21 protein-coding genes and 2 other annotated features are annotated in these 20,972 nt (G+C 39.5%); of the genes, 17 read left to right on the top strand and 4 right to left on the bottom strand.

Annotated elements, in window-relative coordinates; genetic code table 11:
- Positions 1 to 32 precede the first annotated feature (32 nt).
- The 13 genes from speD (at position 33) to dut (ending at position 9,963) form a co-directional block, all read left to right on the top strand.
- Positions 33 to 407 carry an adenosylmethionine decarboxylase gene (gene speD / locus ACE198_RS07770; protein WP_251460263.1) on the top strand — a complete coding sequence of 125 codons (375 nt, stop codon included), beginning with the start codon at positions 33 to 35 and terminating at the stop codon, positions 405 to 407.
- 105 nt (positions 408 to 512) lie between these two features.
- A complete protein-coding gene (locus tag ACE198_RS07765) occupies positions 513 to 908 on the top strand; it encodes a hypothetical protein (RefSeq protein ID WP_098574356.1) in 396 nt (131 codons plus the stop codon).
- Between the two features lie 88 nt (positions 909 to 996).
- A complete protein-coding gene (gene nrdR, locus ACE198_RS07760) occupies positions 997 to 1,458 on the top strand; it encodes a transcriptional regulator NrdR (RefSeq protein ID WP_098574354.1) in 462 nt (153 codons plus the stop codon).
- Positions 1,459 to 1,515: 57 nt separating this feature from the next.
- Positions 1,516 to 2,904 (top strand): replication initiation and membrane attachment family protein, encoded by a 1,389-nt coding sequence (locus ACE198_RS07755; RefSeq protein WP_251460265.1) that lies wholly within the window; start codon positions 1,516 to 1,518, stop codon positions 2,902 to 2,904.
- A gap of 12 nt (positions 2,905 to 2,916) precedes the next feature.
- Positions 2,917 to 3,843, top strand: a complete 927-nt coding sequence (dnaI, locus tag ACE198_RS07750) for a primosomal protein DnaI (protein WP_098574350.1) — start codon at positions 2,917 to 2,919, stop codon at positions 3,841 to 3,843.
- A gap of 163 nt (positions 3,844 to 4,006) precedes the next feature.
- Positions 4,007 to 4,885 carry a putative sporulation protein YtxC gene (gene ytxC / locus ACE198_RS07745; protein WP_375375143.1) on the top strand — a complete coding sequence of 293 codons (879 nt, stop codon included), beginning with the start codon at positions 4,007 to 4,009 and terminating at the stop codon, positions 4,883 to 4,885.
- A 292-nt stretch (positions 4,886 to 5,177) separates the two neighbouring features.
- Positions 5,178 to 5,450 (top strand): hypothetical protein, encoded by a 273-nt coding sequence (locus ACE198_RS07740; RefSeq protein WP_375375142.1) that lies wholly within the window; start codon positions 5,178 to 5,180, stop codon positions 5,448 to 5,450.
- A 57-nt stretch (positions 5,451 to 5,507) separates the two neighbouring features.
- Positions 5,508 to 7,442, top strand: coding sequence for a threonine--tRNA ligase (thrS, locus tag ACE198_RS07735; protein ID WP_251460270.1), 1,935 nt, complete (start codon positions 5,508 to 5,510; stop codon positions 7,440 to 7,442).
- Between the two features lie 165 nt (positions 7,443 to 7,607).
- Positions 7,608 to 7,742 (top strand) — a sequence feature (ribosomal protein L20 leader region).
- A gap of 148 nt (positions 7,743 to 7,890) precedes the next feature.
- Positions 7,891 to 8,394 carry a translation initiation factor IF-3 gene (gene infC / locus ACE198_RS07730; protein ID WP_142333006.1) on the top strand — a complete coding sequence of 168 codons (504 nt, stop codon included), beginning with the start codon at positions 7,891 to 7,893 and terminating at the stop codon, positions 8,392 to 8,394.
- Between the two features lie 16 nt (positions 8,395 to 8,410).
- The gene (gene rpmI / locus ACE198_RS07725; RefSeq protein WP_251460272.1) at positions 8,411 to 8,611 is read left to right on the top strand and encodes a 50S ribosomal protein L35; all 201 of its coding nucleotides are present in this window, start codon (positions 8,411 to 8,413) and stop codon (positions 8,609 to 8,611) included.
- 38 nt (positions 8,612 to 8,649) lie between these two features.
- The gene (gene rplT / locus ACE198_RS07720) at positions 8,650 to 9,009 is read left to right on the top strand and encodes a 50S ribosomal protein L20 (protein WP_026563363.1); all 360 of its coding nucleotides are present in this window, start codon (positions 8,650 to 8,652) and stop codon (positions 9,007 to 9,009) included.
- A gap of 181 nt (positions 9,010 to 9,190) precedes the next feature.
- Positions 9,191 to 9,451: a DUF1294 domain-containing protein gene (locus tag ACE198_RS07715; protein WP_375375141.1), complete on the top strand. Its 261-nt coding sequence runs from the start codon at positions 9,191 to 9,193 to the stop codon at positions 9,449 to 9,451.
- 77 nt (positions 9,452 to 9,528) lie between these two features.
- Positions 9,529 to 9,963 carry a dUTP diphosphatase gene (gene dut / locus ACE198_RS07710; protein ID WP_098574339.1) on the top strand — a complete coding sequence of 145 codons (435 nt, stop codon included), beginning with the start codon at positions 9,529 to 9,531 and terminating at the stop codon, positions 9,961 to 9,963.
- A gap of 321 nt (positions 9,964 to 10,284) precedes the next feature.
- On the opposite strand, the gene ACE198_RS07705 is transcribed toward dut, so the two are convergent.
- Genes ACE198_RS07705 through ACE198_RS07695 form a run of 3 tightly spaced genes read right to left on the bottom strand, consistent with a single transcriptional unit; the run spans position 10,285 to position 14,155 of the window.
- Entirely contained in the window at positions 10,285 to 11,439 is a 1,155-nt protein-coding gene (locus ACE198_RS07705; protein ID WP_375375140.1) for a Ger(x)C family spore germination protein, read from the bottom strand.
- A 26-nt stretch (positions 11,440 to 11,465) separates the two neighbouring features.
- Complete coding sequence (locus ACE198_RS07700; protein ID WP_375375139.1) at positions 11,466 to 13,025, bottom strand: spore germination protein; 1,560 nt, start codon at positions 13,023 to 13,025, stop codon at positions 11,466 to 11,468.
- Between the two features lie 32 nt (positions 13,026 to 13,057).
- Positions 13,058 to 14,155: a GerAB/ArcD/ProY family transporter gene (locus ACE198_RS07695; protein ID WP_375375138.1), complete on the bottom strand. Its 1,098-nt coding sequence runs from the start codon at positions 14,153 to 14,155 to the stop codon at positions 13,058 to 13,060.
- A 243-nt stretch (positions 14,156 to 14,398) separates the two neighbouring features.
- On the opposite strand from ACE198_RS07695, the gene ACE198_RS07690 reads away from it, so the two are divergent.
- Positions 14,399 to 15,484, top strand: a complete 1,086-nt coding sequence (locus ACE198_RS07690; RefSeq protein WP_251460282.1) for a M42 family metallopeptidase — start codon at positions 14,399 to 14,401, stop codon at positions 15,482 to 15,484.
- 346 nt (positions 15,485 to 15,830) lie between these two features.
- On the opposite strand, the gene sspI is transcribed toward ACE198_RS07690, so the two are convergent.
- On the bottom strand, positions 15,831 to 16,037 hold the full coding sequence (gene sspI, locus ACE198_RS07685; protein WP_098574329.1) for a small acid-soluble spore protein SspI: 207 nt from the start codon (positions 16,035 to 16,037) through the stop codon (positions 15,831 to 15,833).
- Positions 16,038 to 16,303: 266 nt separating this feature from the next.
- On the opposite strand from sspI, the gene ACE198_RS07680 reads away from it, so the two are divergent.
- The 3 genes from ACE198_RS07680 (at position 16,304) to pheT (ending at position 20,958) form a co-directional block, all read left to right on the top strand.
- Positions 16,304 to 17,053 (top strand): TrmH family RNA methyltransferase, encoded by a 750-nt coding sequence (locus ACE198_RS07680; protein ID WP_375375137.1) that lies wholly within the window; start codon positions 16,304 to 16,306, stop codon positions 17,051 to 17,053.
- Between the two features lie 61 nt (positions 17,054 to 17,114).
- Positions 17,115 to 17,383, top strand: a binding site (T-box leader).
- Between the two features lie 71 nt (positions 17,384 to 17,454).
- Positions 17,455 to 18,492, top strand: coding sequence for a phenylalanine--tRNA ligase subunit alpha (gene pheS, locus ACE198_RS07675; RefSeq protein ID WP_098574324.1), 1,038 nt, complete (start codon positions 17,455 to 17,457; stop codon positions 18,490 to 18,492).
- Positions 18,493 to 18,543: 51 nt separating this feature from the next.
- Complete coding sequence (gene pheT / locus ACE198_RS07670; RefSeq protein WP_375375136.1) at positions 18,544 to 20,958, top strand: phenylalanine--tRNA ligase subunit beta; 2,415 nt, start codon at positions 18,544 to 18,546, stop codon at positions 20,956 to 20,958.
- Positions 20,959 to 20,972: the final 14 nt, after the last annotated feature.

Genomic DNA, 20,972 nt, shown 5'->3' with positions numbered 1-20,972 from the left:
AAGAACAAAAAGGTTAGAGGGGGAAAATGAATATGGAAACAATGGGACGTCACGTGATCTCTGAGTTATGGGGATGCGACTTTGAAAAACTAAACGATATGAATTTTATTGAAACGACTTTTGTTGAAGCAGCTCTTAAATCTGGGGCAGAAATCCGTGAAGTAGCATTTCATAAATTTGCTCCACAAGGTGTGAGTGGTGTCGTCATTATTTCCGAATCACATCTAACTATTCACAGCTTCCCTGAACATGGATACGCCAGCATTGATGTCTTCACTTGCGGCGATTTGAATCCTAATGTTGCAGCAGATTATATTGCTGAGGCATTAAATGCCCAAACACGTGAAAATATTGAAATTCCACGCGGCATGGGTCCTGTCCATGTAAAACAGGCAAAAATACTATAATCTATAAACATAATTGGTGAGAGGTGTATCTAAACATACACCTCTTTTTATATTTTGACCAAAAATGTTGTACAATAAAACAAAAGACAATTGGGGAGGAAAAGTATGGCTATGTTAGGTAACTTATTTGTTCGATTTAAGCAGCAAATTGAGACTTCAGACAAAATTGCTGACGATTCTTTAAAAACGCATTATTATAAGGCAAAGTTTAACCAAGTTTTCGATTCAGTTGAAAAGTTATTTCATGAAGATGCCGATTGCCAAGTAACAACCGTTTCTAAGGATCATGGAGAAATTGCTATTGAAATCAATAAACCAATTAAATGCTTTCTGATTGTTACCATTGTCTCTGTAAAACCAATGGAAACCGCAGTAGACTTTAATATTTCATCTGAAAAAATTTCGATTCTCGGCACCTATCCTGCTTTAAAAAAGCGGATTATTTCTTATTACGAGCGAATTAATCAATTACATAACTTCGTAGGAATAAAAAACTCCTAATACTTACTTGTATAAAGATATTCTTTTTTATAAGATGAAAGTAAGCGTTTAGTTCGGAAGCTACAGTGTAGATTTGGAGTTGATTACAATGAAATGCCCTTCTTGTCAAAATTATGGAACACGTGTCCTTGATTCCAGGCCTGTTGATGAAGGCCGGGCCACACGGAGGAGACGCGAATGTGAGGAATGTGGGTATCGTTTTACTACATTTGAGAAGATTGAAGAGATCCCGTTAATTGTAGTCAAAAAAGAAGGTACCAGAGAAGAGTTCAGTCGTGATAAAATCTTAAGAGGCTTGATAAAAGCTTGTGAGAAGCGGCCTGTGGCCTTAAAGGAACTAGAAGATATAACCCACGGTGTTGAAAAAGACCTGCGCAGTCAGGGGGTCTCTGAAATAAAAAGTGAAGCCATAGGTGAAATGGTAATGGACAGGCTAGCGCACGTGGACGAAGTTGCCTATGTCAGATTCGCATCTGTTTATCGACAATTTAAGGATATCAATGTTTTTATTGATGAATTAAAAGAATTAATAAAAAAAGAAAAATCGTAAGAGCTAAATAGGTTTTTGGCTCTTTTTGACTTTATAACAGGGGAAGGTTGTAGTATTATGGCGCAGCATTGGCAGGAAATTCTTCCTATTGACCGTTATATCGTAACTGCTGATGGGCTACTGCATGATTATGACCGGAAAGTGCTGACGTTTTTATATCAGCCTTTGATTGGTTCAACTTGCTTTAGTTTATATATGACTCTCTGGGCAGAGGTAGAGGAAAACCGTTTATGGTCTGAGTCCTCCACACACCATCTGTTGATGAATCTCTTAGAGATGAACTTAAAGGACATTTTCGAAGCAAGGTTAAAGTTAGAAGGCATAGGTTTGTTAAATACCCGTGTCAAAACAGATGAAGGAGGCAGGTCGTTTTTATATGAACTTCGTCCTCCATTAAGTCCCCAACAATTCTTTTTAGATGGGATGCTAAATATTTATCTTTACCGAAAGATCGGAAAAACCCATTTTTCACGGTTGAAACGCTTTTTTAGTGACCAACAAAAGCCGAATGAAGATGAGTATGTTGATGTTACTAAAGCCTTTCAGGATGTGTTTGCTTCAGCTGCACCAGGCAGTATGCAATATATACATGGGATTTCTGAAGAGTTACATGAGGAAGAAAATCAGCAGTTTATTGGCCGTTCGGATTCCAATCCGATTCAAATCGGTTTGGACACGTTTGATTTTGATATGTTGGCAGCCGGGCTGAATGAGTCACTCGTTCCGAAAAAAGCATTAACGCCAAAAGTAAAAGCAGTGATTAGTAATCTTGCATTTCTATATCAAATCTCCCCATTAGAAATGAAGAATTTCATCTTAGGCGCTATTAACGAACATGATGAGATTGACATTGAAGACTTAAGAAAAGGTGCTCGGGATTGGTATCAGTTTGTTAATTATGACCAGTTACCAAGTCTTATTAACCGAACCCAGCCTATTGTCCACCAAACTCAAATCACTGAACCGAAAACTCCGGAAGAGAAATTAATCCGTTCTTACGAAACGACCCCGCCGCTTATCGTTTTTAAAGAATTCTCAGGCGGAGTAGAGCCTTCGAATGCCAATTTGAAGACATTAGAAGAAATTATGATTAAATATAAACTGCCACCGGGTGTTGTCAATGTTTTAATTGAAGTGGCAATGAGAAAGACGGACATGAAATTTACCAAGGGTTTTGTGGAGACTATTGCTAGTCATTGGGCAAGGAAGCAGGTTAAAACGGTGAAGGAAGCAATGGAACTTGCGAAAAATGAAGAACACAAGGCAACCGAGAGTAAAAAAACGGGGAAATCAACTAGTAAAAAGCCGATACGGACAGAGTTAATCCCAGATTGGTTTGATGAGGGCACTAAGGACACAAGTAAAGAGCCTTCGCAGGGAACTAATAATGAGGTCGAAGCAAAGAAACGGGCAATTGAAGAAAAATTAAAAGCGTTCCGCAAATAGGGGGTGCCGTAGTTGGAGAAAATCAATAAAACCTTAAATAGATTGGCTTCAAATGAAAGTTTTCAAAAACGATATGAACAACAGCGAATGCAAGTCCTGCAAAATCCTGATGTTAAAGCATTTCTGTCACAGAATCAAGAGGCTATTGATTCTGTGATGATTGATAAAAGTATGAGTAAACTGTATGAGTACATCAATCAAAGCAAGGATTGCAATAAATGTGAATCCCTTGATGGCTGCATCAATTTTATGAAGGGGTATCACCCTGATTTGGTTTTAGCTCGGAATTCTATCGATGTGGTGTATAAACAATGTCCTCGAAAAATTATGGCTGACGAAAAGAAGAAAAATGAGAAGTTGATCAAGAGTTTATATGTCCCTAGAGATATCCTGGAAGCCTCCTTTGAGGAATTTGAAGCGGACACTGGCCGACTCGATGCCGGCGATCAAGCTGCAACGTTCTTAATGAATTATGAGGCAGGAAATAAGCCAAAAGGTCTTTATCTTTATGGGAAATTCGGTGTGGGGAAATCTTATTTATTAGGTGCAATTGCCAACGAATTGGCGAAGAAACAAATTTCTTCGATGATTGTCTATGTGCCAGAATTGTTGCGAGAGATGAAAGGGTCAATCGCGGATTCCACATTGAATGAAAAAATTGAAGCATTAAAAAAAGAACCCATCCTTATGCTTGATGATATTGGCGCTGAAGCTGTATCAAGTTGGACGAGGGACGAGGTGCTTGGCCCCATTCTACAATTTAGAATGCTTGAGAGTCTTCCTACATTTTTTACATCAAACTTTGACTTTAAAGGGCTTGAGCATCATTTAACCTACAGTCAGAGGGGCGAAGAGGAGAAGATGAAGGCAAGACGAATCATGGAGCGGATTCGTTCCTTGAGTGTGCCTGTGATGGTCGAGGGACCAAACAGAAGGTAATTTAAATCAATGTAAGTAGTATTAGGATTGTCGTAAACAAGTCGGCAGTCCTTTTTCTATCCTTTTTTTCTGTAAATAACAAAAGCATGTACCAGCTAACTTCTATTTTAGCCAAGTCCCCCATATATATTAATACAAAGATTGGCTTAAAGGGGGGATTCGGTTGGCGGAAATCATCTTCCAAAGCAAGTTGGATGCTGAAAAATTTTATGACCACTTGCTGAAGTACTTACCAAATAATCATGACAAAGAAACTATTCTTCTAATTGAAGATCGACATATAGTAAAATTTTTTGGCAGTATGATATCGGTTGAAATTTCTAGAATTGTTAAACATGCATTTTATGAATTCATTACGATCATAAAGAGGGATGATTGGTTTAGGGAAATATTAAAAGGCCATTATTTCTACAATGAATATGAAGAACAGCAGCAAATTATCGAGATTATTGATTCCATCCTCGAAGGTCAACGAGAAGACATGTCTATTTTTTTAAACGATACAAATGAAGAGAAACAGATCAAATCTGCAATCGAGCATATTTTTCAAGATAATATCTCTTTTTCGTTTGACTCGTTCCTTAAATTTCGTTTACGTCCGTATTTACAGTCACTGCAAGGGTATGTTGAGATTGCGATTGATGAATATAAAATGGAGCAGGAATATCAAATATTCGTGCAGATGCTCCGTGAGTTCTTGGTGAATCGTGAACCAAAAATGGAGGTGCTCCATTTATTGTTTGATGAGGAAATCACCTTTTATAATGAGCAGTTTGTCGAAATGAAACGTGCTGAATTAACAAGAATGATTGACCGTAAACTACTAGTAAATCATCCTGTCTATGTCGACTCAGCATCAATTGCCCCATTATTATCACTTGCGCCTACAACTATTTTTTTGTATACAAAGGACCCGGATGAGCCCTTAGTAAGGACTATTAAAAATATTTTTGAAGAAAGAGTAACCATTAAATCATTTGCTGCACTAAGAGATGTGAATAAATGGTCAGAGAATCAGCAATCTTCTGAAAATCAGGCTTGAAAAGAGGAATTGTGTGAAAATTTGTCTTATTAGGTTGATGTCTCTTGATTTTTCAAAAATTAATCATTATAATTGCATACATAGTATAGTCATAGCAAAAGTGATGATAAGGATAACAGTATTTTTTACGGTTTCTAGAGAGGGAGGACATGGCTGAAAGCCTCCTAACACGAAAATAATACTTACCACCTTTAAACTTCAGCAGTGAACGCTTCATGTCTTCATGCGGTTAGTAATTGACTGACGGCTCTCGACCGTTAACAGACCAAAGTCATTTTCAAAGTGTCATTATGTGAAAATGAAAAATTGGGTGGAACCACGTGTTTATCAAAACTCGTCCCTTTTCCAGGGACGGGTTTTTTATTTTTTTGTTGTGTTAAAGAATAATGTTGATTTTGGAACTCTGTTGATTGGAGTGGAAGGCACGAAGACTCCTGCGGGAGTACGGGGCAGGGGAGACCCCGCAGGCGCTAAAAGCGCTGAGGAGGCTCCCCGGCACGCCCGCGGAAAGCGAAGTGCCTGGAACGGAAATCAACAGACTAGTTTAACACAGCCTATTTTTTAAAAGCGGATTTTTGGGCAAAAATTGACCCGAAACGCTTATTTCAAAGGAGGAATTACCATGTCAGACGTTGTTAAGATTTCGTTTCCAGATGGGGCAGTAAAGGAGTTCCCACAAGGAACAACAACGGAAGATATTGCCGCATCCATCAGCCCAGGCCTAAAGAAAAAAGCGATTGCCGGCAAATGGAACGGACAGTTGTTTGATCTTCGCCGTCCAATTAATGAAGACGGTTCAATAGAAATCGTCGTCCCAGATTCCGATGATGCGTTAGAAATTTTACGCCACAGTACTGCGCATTTGATGGCACAGGCTGTTAGAAGACTTTATCCGGGTGTGAATTTAGGTGTTGGACCTGTTATCGAAGGTGGATTTTATTATGATATGGACCTTGAAGAGTCATTAACTCCAGAAGATCTGCCAAAGATTGAAAAAGAAATGGCCCGAATCGTTAATGAAAATATTGAAATTGTCCGCAAAGAAGTAAGCCGTGCGGAGGCTGTTCAGCTTTTTAAAGAAGCAGGTGACCCTTATAAGCTGGAATTAATTGAGGCTATTCCTGATGAGGAAACAGTGACAATTTACGAACAAGGTGATTTCTTTGACCTTTGCCGCGGAGTCCATGTCCCATCAACAGGTAAAATCAAAGAATTTAAGCTGTTAAACATTGCAGGTGCTTATTGGCGCGGTGACAGCAAAAATAAAATGCTGCAACGCGTTTATGGAACAGCCTTTTTCAAGAAAGAAGACTTAGCAGAACACCTTCGCTTACTTGAAGAAGCGAAAGAACGTGACCACCGTAAAATTGGGAAAGAGTTAAACCTTTTCACTAGCAATCAATTGGTAGGACAAGGATTACCGTTATGGCTTCCAAAGGGTGCAACTATCCGTCGGGTGGTTGAACGTTACATTGTTGATAAAGAACAGCGCTTGGGCTATGACCATGTATACACTCCAATTATGGGCAGTGTCGATTTATATAAGACTTCAGGACACTGGGATCATTACCAAGAAGATATGTTCCCAGTAATGGACATGGATAACGAGCAATTAGTTCTTCGTCCAATGAACTGTCCGCATCACATGATGGTGTACAAAAACAGCATCCACAGCTATCGTGAACTTCCAATCAGGATTGCCGAACTTGGAACAATGCATCGTTATGAAATGTCTGGTGCACTTTCAGGACTACAGCGTGTTCGTGGAATGACATTAAATGATGCACATATCTTCGTTCGACCTGACCAAATTAAAGATGAATTCAAACGGGTTGTGAACCTCGTTTTAGCCGTATACAAAGACTTTGATATTAATGACTATTCCTTCCGCCTTTCTTACCGTGACCCGCAAGATACTGAAAAGTATTTTGACGATGACGCAATGTGGGAAAAAGCCCAAGGAATGCTGAAGGAAGCAATGGATGACCTTGGTCTTGATTATTATGAGGCAGAAGGAGAAGCAGCCTTCTACGGTCCTAAGCTTGACGTTCAAGTGAAAACAGCACTAGGAAAAGACGAAACACTATCAACTGTACAATTGGACTTCTTATTACCAGAACGTTTTGATTTAACATATGTGGGTGAGGACGGTAAACCGCATCGTCCTGTTGTAATCCACCGTGGTGTTGTATCAACAATGGAACGATTTGTTGCCTTCTTAATTGAAGAATATAAAGGTGCTTTCCCTACTTGGCTCGCTCCGGTACAGGTGCAGGTCATTCCTGTTTCTCCTGGTGTGCATTATGATTATGCGAAACAAGTTCAAGAACAGCTTCAAAATGAAGGTATTCGTGTTGAATTGGATGGCCGTGACGAAAAAATCGGTTATAAAATCCGTGAAGCACAAATGCAAAAAATACCATATATGCTTGTTGTTGGGGATAAAGAAGTCGAAAATCAGGCAGTTAATGTCCGCAAATATGGCGAGCAAAACTCAGAAACAAAGCCATTCTCAGACTTTTTAACTTCATTAATTGCTGAAGTGAAAAGAGGATAAACAGTAGAAAGAGAGGTTCGCCTCTCTTTTTGTTTGAAAAAAACTATTGAATAATTATTTATTTCTTGCTAAAATAAATTTCGTTGTCAAAGAAAAATAGTTCATTTGACATTGTATCTTTGCTTATGTTATATTTACTAAGGTGAAAAATTGAATACTTGTTTTTGGGAAAAGAAGAAGCACCCGCTTCTCACCTGATTGACGCGAATAGAGCAGTTAGCAGGTTTTACTTGAACTTTTTGGTTTGATTACTTTTGTTCTGTAAAGTGTGGGTGCATTCATCCGCACTTTTTTGTTTGTGCACTTATAGCACTGCTAAAAAGTTTTATACCTGTGGATTCTTGTATAGCGTTTTACGTTAAGGTTTGAAAGGGCTCGTAATGATTTTCTTGACCATGACGTTGTATTCGTGATAAAACCTTGGAGGTGGCTAATTATTAGCAAAGACATGTTATTAAATGAGGGCATTCGCGCTCGCGAAATTCGCCTAATTGATCAAAATGGCGAGCAGTTAGGGATTAAAACCAAAACTGAAGCCTTAGAGATTGCCGGAAGAGTGAACCTAGATTTGGTGCTTGTAGCACCAAATGCAAAGCCTCCAGTCGGCAGAATTATGGACTATGGCAAATTTAAATTCGAGCAGCAAAAGAAAGAAAAAGAAGCTCGTAAGAATCAAAAAATCATCACCACTAAAGAAGTTCGTCTCAGCCCGACAATTGATGAGCATGACTTTAATACAAAGTTACGCAATGCAATTAAGTTCTTAGAAAAAGGCGACAAGGTAAAAGCGTCCATCCGTTTCAAGGGCCGGGCGATTACCCATAAAGAAATTGGTCAACGTGTGTTAGACCGTTTTTCAGAGGCGTGCAAGGAAGTTGCAACGATTGAATCACATCCAAAAATGGATGGTCGTAGCATGTTCCTAGTTTTAGCACCTAAAACCGACAAGTAATAAGGAGGATATCCCAATGCCAAAAATGAAAACTCACCGTGGCGCTGCAAAGCGTTTTAAAAGAACTGGTTCAGGTAAATTAAAACGTGACCATGCTTATACAAGCCACTTATTTGCTAACAAATCTACTAAAGCAAAGCGTAAGCTTCGCAAAGCATCACTTGTTTCTAAAGGTGATTTCAAACGCATTCGTCAAATGTTAACTTACATGAAGTAAAAATTAAGTGATCGATTTATATATTGGAGGGAAATTAAATGCCACGTGTAAAAGGCGGTACAGTTACGCGCAAACGTCGTAAAAAAGTTCTTAAATTAGCAAAAGGTTATTTCGGTTCAAAACATACATTATATAAAGTAGCTAACCAACAAGTTATGAAATCTTTAATGTATGCTTTCCGCGATCGTCGCCAGAAAAAACGCGACTTCCGCAAACTTTGGATTACTCGTATCAATGCAGCAGCACGTATGAACGGTCTTTCTTACAGCCGTTTAATGCATGGCTTAAAGCTTGCTGGTATCGAAGTAAACCGCAAGATGCTTGCTGAATTAGCAGTAAGCGATGCAAACGCATTTGCTGAATTAGCAAATGTTGCAAAACAAAACATTAACAAGTAATTTGAAAAGCGGAAGCGCCTTGAACAGGGGCGACAGGCATAAGACGAGCCGCCGAGAAGGTTGTTTTTTAACCTTCTTGACGGATTGGCTTATGACCCCGAGCCCCTAGGCGCTGTAGCTAGACATATCAAAGGCCATTCTCTTATGAGGATGGCTTTTTCTATAGAGGGGGATACTGGGGATGAAAATATGGTTAGTGGCCTATTTTATCATGAATATTGCGGGGCTCGTGATTATGTGGGAGGATAAGAGACGGGCTAAAAAGCATGAGTTTAGAATAAGCGAGCGGACCTTATGGCTAGTGGCATTATTTGGCGGTGCTGTTGGTACGACTGCAGGCATGCAACTTTATCGACATAAAACGAAGCATACTTCATTTAAGATTGGTTTTCCGGTTCTTGCAGTGATTGAGTTAGTTCTGTTAATCAAGTTTTTACTATAAAAGTCGCATCTTGGGGGCTAAGCAATGCATGCATTATCAATTAAGTTACATAAAAATTTCTTGAAAAGAGGTTCGAAATGGAATATCAATTGAAAGTTAAATTAATAGACGATGAGGCTGTATTACCCCATCGAGCATATGAAGGTGATGCTGGCTTAGATTTATTTTCTATTGAAGAAAAAATAATCAAAGCAGGGGATGCGGGCTTAATAAGAACGGGTATACAAATTGAATTACCTAAAGGAACGGAGGCACAGATTAGGCCAAGAAGTGGTCTAGCCTTAAAACACTCTATAACTGTGCTTAATAGTCCGGGGACTATTGATGAAGGGTACCGAGGGGAAATAAAAATTATTCTTATTAATCATGGGAAAGAAGATTTTACAATTGAAAAACAAATGAGAATTGCCCAAATGGTTATTGCCCCAGTCTTAAAAGTTAACCTTATTGAAACAGAAATATTAGCGGATACGGGTAGATCAGAAGGTGGATTCGGTTCTTCCGGTATATAAAAGTATGATTGGACATTTTCATTAGAAATTGGACTTTGCAGCTTCCAACTTCTTTAAAAAGGTGAGAATGTCCATTTCATATTTTTGGAGAGTAAAAATTAGTATGGTCCCCCTTTTATACGAAATCATTAGACAAATGATCGGATAATTACCATAATACTCAATGCTAAGCCGATTAATGAAAGAATAGAAAAAACAACTAGTTCTTTTATTTCCCTATTTCGTATTAAACGTAAAGCTTCCCAGGAAAAGATTATTACGAAGGTAAAAATCACTAAAAAAATCTTAAACATTTTCCATTCCTTTTTATGAAGTATTTCTTCACTTACTTAAGCCGATTCTTCTTACATAAACTTTTGATTTGATATTTACTTCTACTTGTGAAAACTCATGGTTCCAATTCTTTTTATAAAATGTATTCCATGCTTTTGGATATTCTCTGTAAACGGCTTGGCCAAATCCAAATATGTCTGATTGAAAATCTTTTTGAGCCTTATTTACTACTAATTGAATTCGACCCTTAATCTCCTTTTCAATATTTTTTTGGATCTCTTCAATTACTTTTGGATTAAATAATACTAGCTTTGAAGTATTTTCAATTGCACTCATTTCTGAGGTAACATTAACTGTAATTTTCATTTGTCCATGGTCATGATGAGGAAGGATTTTTGTTTTTGATCTAATAATATCAAGACTAATATTTCCCCCGCCTTTTTCCTTTGGGACTTTAATAGTAATGACTCCTCCTTCAATTTCATTACGAAGCCATAAAATTCCCCGGGTTTCAGTTTCATCCATCCAACCTATTAGCTTGTCTTTTTTAAATACAGCAGCCCCATTAATAGACTGTATTTTTCCTGATTCATTTTCCGTATCTACTTCTACCGAAGTTAATTTATACTGAGGGGCATATGGTTCTAATCCGTCTGTAAGAAGCATGTTTAAAAAATCCCTGACATAAACCTTTAAACCTACACTTAGCTTTGCAAGTTCCTTCGTTTCCTCTGCTGAAACACTTTCTAAATTTGGCATGTTTTTAATAACTTCGGAAGCCGCTCCTTCTGTAAACATAATAAAACTGTTCATTCGAGGTTGATGGAATCTTGTATAAAAGTCAATAATATTAAAAATTCCCTTTCTAGCTAAAGACTCACTGATTAACAAGACCCTGCTTTGAGAAAAGAATACACGTCTCGATAGCTTCATTTGTAACTTTCGGTACGCTTCAGAAACCGTGACACCTTTCTCTGAAATGACAAATGTACTGCGATCTTTTCCTCCTCCACTACTTCCTCCAGTTGGTCCTAGCTTAGTTGGTATGGCCACTTGAAGGGTTAAGCGGATCATATTCTCTTCCACAAGGTCTAAACCAATCGCAGTAACAATGGCAATATCATTCACTTCAATCCGGTTCCAACATCCTGTAAGCAAAAAAACGGTTATGACTCCTAAAAGCAGTTTTCTAATCACCTTCATAATCCCATCCCGTCCTTTTAAACGAACTAGTTTTTACGGTTGCGGGGACTTAATCTCCTTAAATTCCTTTTTCCTGTTTGTTCTGGCCGTTCATTCATCATCCACCAAGGGGCACGAACAAAAACATCTTTAAGGTTGTTAAAATTAAGTGGGGCAACAGGGGCCAAATAAGGAACACCAAAGGAGCGCAGTTGAACAAGGTGTACTAAAATAAAGAAAACTCCTAATAAAATTCCATAAAACCCTAATGTTGCGGATAAAAAAATCATTAAAAACCGAAGGAGCCGAATAGCTCCAGTTAGGGTATAACTAGGAAACATAAACGATGCAATGCCTGTAGTGGATACAACAATAACTAATGGAGCGGAAACAATCCCCGCCTCAACAGCAGCTTGACCGATTACTAATGCTCCAACAATACTAACTGTTGATCCAATGGGCCGCGGCAACCGTAAACCAGCTTCACGCAGTGCTTCAAAGGTTATTTCCATTAATAGGGCTTCGATAACCGCCGGAAAGGGCACTTTTTCCCGTGAAGCTGCAACACTAAACAAAAGATTGGTTGGCAGTAATTCCTGATGGAAGGTAGTCACAGCGATATAAATGGAGGGAAACAATAGTGCAACCAATAAAAATAAATAGCGGATGAATCGAATAAAGGTTGCCATAATAAACTTTCCATAATAGTCTTCAGGGGAACTCATCATTTGAAAAAATGTCACAGGAACCACAAGAGCAAAAGGGCTATTTTCAACGATAATCCCAATTCTGCCTTCAAGAAGGTTACCGACCACTCGATCCGGCCGTTCAGTTTGCAATATTTGCGGAAACACTGAGAAAGGATGATCCTCAATAAGCTCCACAATATAGCCGCTGTCCTCAATCGCATCAATATTAATCTGGTTTAATCTGCTGCGAACTTCTTCTATGATTGAATGTTGGGCAATTCCATCAAGATAAGTAATGACTACTTCAGTTTGGGAAAGGTTCCCAATCTGTATACTTTCGAATTTAAGCTTTGTTGTTTTTAAACGTCTACGAATCATACTTGTATTGGTCCGGATATTTTCAGTAAAGCCTTCTCTTGGTCCTAAAACGACCGCCTCGGATAGGGGTTCTTCAATGGAGCGCTTTTCCCATGCTTGTTCACTAATAAAAAGGAATTGTTTATATCCATTAATCAATAAAACAGTATCACCTAACAAAATATGATTAATCACTTCCTGCAGTGTTTCCCCTTGTTTCACTTGAGCTGAACTTAGTTCTTCTATGATGGTCTCAATTGTCGGTTTAGGGTTATTTAGGAATGCATTATTGTTTTTGAGTAAAGGAGTGATGACGTTTAATTCAATTCTTTCTATACCCACTAATCCATCGAGATAAAAAATCATAGCCGAGTATGTAGAATTTATTTGAAGTTCACGATATTTGAAATCTGAAGCCCCTTCAAAATAATGCTTTACCTGTAAAAAATCTTCCTGAAGAAATCCTGATAATTGATCGTTTCCTTTTTCCTCCAGAGTTTTGTCTCGGTTTTGATTTTGGAAAGTCGAATATAATTTTTTAATCCGTCTTAAAGTTTTCAATGAACGTACCACCCTTATTGATTAAAATGAGACTATAAAAGGCCCAATTTTTTTCGAATCATTGCGGTAAATAGTAATAAAATCGGCACAATGATTTGTAATAGAGTTAAGAAATATGGAACAAAAAACTTAAATCCAAAATCTATATGTTCAACATAATTAGATGAGGATATTAGTGACAAGGGGGTAATAATTAACCCTAGTGATATCAGTACGGAACGAGTTTGTTTTAATTTGAATAATTGAGATATGGCAACGGAAGCACCGAATGTAAATCCTCCCACCTTAAAAAATACACCTGCTACCATCATTAAAATAACAAGGGCATCAAACCGCTCAAGAAAGTCTGCCACAGAAACCATTTGAGTTGCAGCAAGCAGGGTAAAAAGATCTCTGCTGTAAATTTCCGGTCCTAGCGTAGAAAGCATCATAATTGAATTAATTGTTAATAGGATTCCTCCGATTACTAGAGCAGACAATCCTATCTTTCTTATATGTTTTTTATTGCTTAAAAAAGGAAAAAACATCATAATGACAATGGTTTCGCCAAAAGGGAAGTTTATGGCAGTTGGAATTGCTTTTTTCAATAAAGGTTGTACTCCATTACCTAAAACAGGAGTTAGATTTTTTACATCAAATGGTTCAACGCTAAATAAGAGAAGCCAAATTAGGATAAGTGCAAAAATATAGATAGGAAAGATGATTTCCGCCATTCGCCCCAAAGTCTCTACTCCGCCCAGCAAACAATAAATCATTAACACCATAAAGCTTCCTATTACTACTAAGATTGGGGTTTCAGTTAAGATGGTTGTGACAATCAGATCTCCCAATTCTCTGCACGCTCTTGCGGCAGAATAGGTAAAATGCACAATATAAAGCAGGATTACGGGATAGGAAAGAAACCTTCCGATTATCTTTGGCAGCATCTGAACGAGTGTATCCCCTGAATAATAGGCTGATAATTGAGTATAAACAACCATTAATATTAGACTGGATCCCATGCCGATAAGGATATAGATCCATGCATCCTGCTTCGTGTCAGCCCCTAAACCCAGAATCATCGCCGTCCCTAATACATAGCCTGCCATTAAATAAACAAGCTGGATTGCACTAATTTTTTCCTTAATCATTAATTTATCTCCCTTTTGAAGTAAGAAAAGCTTTTGCTATACAAAAAAAACCGTTTCTAACAAAGTATTCCTTTTTTTTTAATATTCTCCATAGATATACATGTTATCCATGAAGCCTAGATTCCATGAACTTCTTAAAGATTCAAAGGATGCCGAGTTATTTCATCCAATCAGGCTAAATTTGTAACTGAACAATATCCTTCTGTATAATAAAATTGTACCTATAAAAAGGGGGGCGAAATAATGACAAAACTAGATGAAACCTTGATGATGTTAAAGGAGTTAACAGATGCCAAAGGAATTCCTGGTAATGAGCGTGAAGTTCGCGAAGTTATGAAAAAATACATAGAACCATTTGCGGATGAACTCACAACCGATGGACTTGGCAGTTTAATTGCCAAAAAGGTAGGGAAAGAAGGCGGCCCGAAAATTATGGTCGCAGGTCATTTGGATGAAGTTGGTTTCATGATTACCCAAATTGATGACAAAGGTTTTCTTCGTTTTCAACCAGTTGGCGGCTGGTGGGGTCAGGTTATGCTCGCCCAGCGTGTAACGATCGTGTCGAGCAAGGGAGATGTAACCGGGATTATCGGTTCTAAGCCTCCGCATATTTTATCACCAGAAGCACGCAAGAAACCTGTTGAAATTAAGGACATGTTTATTGATGTAGGTGCTTCAAGTCGTGAGGAAGTCACGGAGTGGGGCGTTCGTCCAGGCGATATGGTTGTTCCATATTTTGAATTCACTGTTATGAATAATGAAAAAATGTTATTAGCTAAAGCCTGGGATAACCGGATTGGCTGTGCCATTGCTATTGATGTGTTGAAGCAGCTGAAAGGTGTAGACCATCCTAATGTTGTCTATGGTGTTGGTAATGTTCAAGAAGAGGTTGGTTTGCGTGGTGCCAAGACGGCAACGACTAAAATTAAACCTGATATCGGCTTTGCAGTTGATGTCGGTATTGCCGGCGATACACCGGGAGTTTCTGAAAGAGAAGCCATGAGTAAAATGGGTAAGGGACCACAAGTTGTTATCTATGATGCTTCACTTGTAGCCCATAAAGGATTGCGCGATTTAGTAACCGACACAGCTGATGAACTGAACATTCCTTATCAGTTCGAATCAATTCCTGGCGGCGGTACGGATGCAGGGTCAATCCATTTGACACATAATGGGGTTCCAGCGATGGCGATTACGATTGCGACTAGATATATCCATTCTCATGCCGCGATGCTCCATCGTGATGATTATGAAAATGCGGTAAAATTGATTGTGGAAGTCATCAAGCGTTTAGACCGTGAGACGGTTGATAAAATTACGTTTGAATAACTTATTGTGGGGTCCCCGGTAGAACTTTACCGGGGATTTTTTATTTGAGTTTTTGATTCGCTGATTGAAAGGTGATATTCGCCGATTGAATGCCCAAATTCGCTGATTGAGCATGAAAATTCGCCGATTGAATGCCCAAATTCGCTGATTGAGCATGAAAATTCGCCGATTGAATGCCCAAATTCGCTGATTGAAACCAAAAATTCGCCGATTGAGTGTCTAAATTGCTGATATATATCAACATTAAAACATTTATTATCTAGATCTAATTTTCCTGAAAGTTTAAATCTTTACAGAAAAAAGCTGTCAACCTTAACCGATTGACAGCCCCAGAACCAACAAATGACTACTTTAACCCACTTTCAAGAGTAGCGAGCATTTCTTTCTTCTCTTCTTCGGATGAGTTTTTCCAAATGATTTCAAATAATACGCCGAGACCCGGGAGCATTTTTTCTTCTCCGTTTTGAATCGCATCAACAATCGTATCTTCTAATTGGTCTTGTGTATTCCCAGCAACATTGTGAACAATCGCGTTACGTAAATTTAAATTCATGTATATGCACTCCTTTTCAATAAATAATAAAGTCTAAAACTCTGAACCTGGAGAACTGTCTAGCTACAGCGCCTAGGGGCTCGAGACATAAGCCAATCACTTCGGAAGGCAAACGGCGCCTTCTGTCAGTGCTTGTCTTATGCTTGTCGCCCCTGGACAAGGCGCTTTCGCTTTTCTTTTAATATGTTTTCTATTTTTGGTTTTATTATGTATTTTTATTAGGCTATAATATAAAAATCATCGTTATTGTAAAAGGAGAGCGGGTTTTGAAGCATATAGAATCAATCAATAATCCCAAAGTTAAACAGTGGAAAAAACTGTTAACAAAAAAAGAACGGGATAGGTCAGGAACATTTTTAGTGGAAGGCTTCCATTTAGTTGAAGAAGCCCTGAAACAAGGGGAACAAATTTTAGAAATCATTGTTTCTGAAAAAGTGGATTTACCTTCAAGATGGGATGCTGGTTCCACGCCAGTTACACAAGTTACGGAAGAGATATCGAATTCCTTAACCGATACGGAAGCACCACAGGGAATTTATGCAGTCTGCCGAATCGCAGCTCCGGAAGTACGTAATGCAAAAACCTACCTGTTCATTGACGCGGTTCAGGACCCGGGCAATCTAGGCACTATGATTCGTACCGCTGATGCAGCGGGGATTGACGCTGTTGTGGTGGGACGTGGAAGTGTGGATATTTTCAACTCTAAGGTCCTTAGGTCTGCACAAGGAAGTCATTTTCACCTGCCGATAATTAGAGGGGACCTTCATGAATGGATGGACAAACTGCAGGAAAAAAATATTCCTGTTTACGGTACAGCACTTGAAGGGGCCTCTGCATATACTGATATTTCCACAGGTGATTCGTTTGCCTTGATTGTTGGAAATGAAGGAAATGGTGTGGGTAAAGATATTCTTGCAAGTACAACAGCGAACCTTTATATCCCCATTTACGGGAAGAGTGAGTCATTAAATGTGGCCGTGGCGACAGGGATCCTGCTTTATTATTTGAAAAAATAGGCGTAAACTAGTTTGACCTTGCGTAGAGAATTATTATATAATAATGAACAATATGGAATATTAAATGACGATGATGGAGAAAAGTATCTTATTTAAAGCTATTTAGGGAGAAAGTGCCGTGACTGAAAGCACTTTTATGGCAAGGATAAGAGAAGTTCACCTCCTGAGTTGGCATCGGGACCACGATTAAAAGCAATAGCAGTCCAGCTGCTTCGCTTTCCGTGTAAAGATGCACCGGCATAAGCCGTTATCCGAATGAAGCGAACACAATGTGTTTTACATAACGTGTTTACAAGGGTGGTACCGCGAAACTTTAACCTCGTCCCTTTCCAGGGATGGGGTTTTTTTGTTTTTTCTGGTGCCTGACACCAATTACCGATTACTATGAAGGAGGAATTGACATGCAAGAGCGTTTAAAGGAATTGCAGGAAGAGGCTATTCAAAAAATTGAACAGTCTGGAAGCTTAAAAGAATTAAATGACATCCGTGTTGCCTACTTAGGAAAAAAGGGGCCAATTACGGAAGTGTTGCGTGGCATGGGGAAACTTTCAGCTGAAGAGCGTCCAGTGATGGGGGCATTAGCAAACGAAGTTCGTGAAGCGATTGCCGAAAAAATTGAAGCCAAACAAAAGGGGTTAGAAGAAGCAGCTGTCCTAGAAAAGCTAGCTTCTGAAAGTATCGATGTTACTCTCCCTGGCCGCCCAGTGAAGGTTGGAAATCACCATCCGCTGACTAGAATCATCGAAGAAATTGAAGACTTATTTATCGGAATGGGTTACCAGGTAGCTGAAGGTCCAGAAGTTGAACAGGATTATTATAACTTCGAAGCTCTTAATTTACCGAAAGGCCACCCAGCCCGTGATATGCAGGATTCTTTCTATATTACAGAAGACATTCTTCTTCGTACTCATACCTCTCCGGTTCAAGCCCGGACGATGGAAAAGCACCAAGGCAAAGGTCCAATCAAGATTATTTGTCCAGGTAAAGTGTACCGCCGTGATAATGATGATGCGACACACTCCCACCAATTTATGCAAATCGAAGGTCTTGTTGTCGGTGAAAACATCCGAATGAGCGACCTGAAAGGAACATTAGAAGTGTTTGCGAAGAAAATGTTCGGGGAAGATCGTGAAATCCGTCTACGCCCAAGCTTCTTCCCATTCACAGAACCTTCTGTTGAAATGGACATTTCTTGTAAAATTTGCGGCGGCCATGGCTGCAGCGTTTGTAAGCGCACCGGCTGGATCGAAATTCTTGGTGCTGGTATGGTCCATCCGAACGTCCTTGAGATGGCCGGATACGATTCTAAAAAATACACTGGCTTCGCCTTCGGTATGGGACCTGAGCGAATTGCAATGTTAAAGTACGGTGTCGATGATATCAGACATTTCTATACAAATGATGTGCGTTTCTTAAAACAATTTTCAAAACACGAGTAAATGGGAAGGCTTCAATCCGTTGAAGATGAATAAACAAAGGAGGATGACGACATGTTCGTTTCATATAAATGGCTCCAAGATTATATCGATTTAACTGGAGTAACTGCTGCTGAATTAGCAGAAAAAATTACAAAAAGCGGTATTGAGGTTGAGGGAGTCGAAATCCTTAACGATGGTATTAAAGGTGTTGTAGTTGGTCATGTCCTTGAACGTGAGCAGCACCCAAATGCCGATAAATTAAGCAAATGTCTTGTTGATGTAGGCGGTGAACAGCCGGTACAAATCATTTGCGGTGCACCAAATGTAGCACAGGGACAGAAGGTTGCGGTGGCAACAGTAGGTGCAGTATTACCAGGTAATTTTAAAATAAAACGTGCGAAACTTCGCGGTGAAGAATCAAACGGAATGATCTGTTCGCTGACAGAGTTAGGCATGGAAGGAAAGGTAGTTCCGAAAGAGTATTCAGAGGGAATCTTTGTTTTTCCAGCGGATACAGCAGTAGGCGTCGATGCACTAGCCGAGTTAAATCGTGACGATGAGATTCTTGAACTTAGCTTGACTCCAAACCGTGCGGATTGTTTAAGCATGCTAGGTGTTGCCTATGAAGTGGCAGCGATACTTGGCAGAGACGTTAAACTTCCAGAAACAAACCTGCAGGCTTCAACTGAAAAAGCATCTGATTATGTGAAAATTACGGTCGATGCAAAAGAGGATAATCCATTATATGTGGCGCAAATCATTAAAAATGTAAAAATTGGACCCTCTCCGCTCTGGATGCAAACTCGCTTGATGTCAGCGGGAATCCGTCCACACAATAATGTGGTCGATATTACCAACTATATCCTGCTTGAATATGGTCAACCGCTCCATGCATTTGATTATGACCGCTTAGGTTCAAAGGAAATCCTTGTCCGCCGTGCAGCTGATGGCGAAAAATTTATTACGCTTGATGATGCAGAACGGACACTTACTTCCGACCATCTCGTCATTACAAATGGAACGGAACCCGTTGCCCTTGCTGGTGTCATGGGAGGAGCAAATTCAGAGGTAACCTCAGATACAACCACTGTACTGCTTGAATCCGCTTATTTTAATGGGGCAACTGTGCGTAAGGCATCGAAAGACCATGGGTTAAGAAGTGAAGCGAGCGCTCGTTTTGAAAAAGGTGTGGATCCTAATCGTGTTCGTGCCGCTGGAAATCGTGCTGCCTACTTAATGGCAAAATACGCTGGCGGTGAAGTATTAGAAGGTGCAGCAGAGGCGGATACAATGACCGTTGAGCCAGCTGTAGTTTCTATCACTTTAGAAAAAATCAATCGAGTTCTTGGTACAGAACTGGTAATGAACGATGTAAAAGAAATCTTCAATCGCCTTCAATTTGGTGTCAGCATTGAGGAGGATACCGTAACCGTAACGGCGCCTACTCGCCGCGGTGATATTAAAATTGAAGAAGATTTACTAGAAGAGGTCGCTCGTCTTTATGGATACGATAATATTCCAAAAACATTGCCAATTGGTTCAACAACCCCTGGCAGATTGTCTGAGTATCAACAGAAGCGCCGAAAGGTTCGTCAATACCTTGAAGGGGCAGGTTTGTATCAAGCAGTAACATATTCCCTTACTAGCGAGGAAAAAGCAACTCAATTCGCGCTTGAAAAACGAGATACCATCCGTCTTTCGATGCCAATGAGTGAAGAACGAAGCATCCTGCGTTTAAGCATCATGCCACAGCTGTTAGAAGTATTAAAATACAACAGCGCTCGTCAAAATGATACCTTAGGTGTGTATGAAACTGGGGCTGTATTCTTAGCAAATGGCACGGATACTCTTCCTTCCGAAAAGGAACACATTGCAGCAGCTATTACAGGGCTATGGTCTAGTCATTCTTGGCAAGGAGAGAAGAAGGCGGTCGACTTCTTCGTAATCAAAGGAATCCTAGAAGGAATGTTTGCTAAGCTTGGTTTACTAGAACAGGTTCAATTTGTTCAAGCGCAAGTAGACGGCATGCACCCAGGACGTACGGCTGAGGTACTCTTAAATGGGGAGAAAATCGGCTTTATCGGTCAAGTTCACCCAACAGTTCAAAAAGAGCTAGATTTGAAGGATACGTACGTATTCGAGCTATCATTAAAGACAGTACTTGAAGCAGAAACACCAGCATTACAATACCAGGCCATCCCACGCTTCCCGTCAATCACAAGAGACATTGCCCTTGTGGTAAACAGAGAAACGGTGTCAGGCACCCTAAAAGAAATTATCGAAACAGCGGGAGCACCGCTTCTGAAGGAAGCTGAAGTGTTTGACTTGTATGAGGGAGATAAGATGGAGGCAGGCAAGAAGTCGATTGCGTTCTCTCTTAAGTATGTCGATCCGGAACGTACGTTAACGGATGAAGAAGTAACGAAGGTTCATAACCGAGTTCTTGAGGCTTTGGAAGAAAAAGCAGGCGCGGTTTTAAGAGGTTAATAAAAAAAGAAGCT

This window comes from Neobacillus sp. KR4-4, assembly GCF_042136325.1.
Lineage (GTDB): Bacteria > Bacillota > Bacilli > Bacillales > Cytobacillaceae > Neobacillus.
The sequence above is the reverse complement of the archived record's forward strand: the minus strand, read 5'-3'. Positions and strand labels throughout refer to the sequence as shown.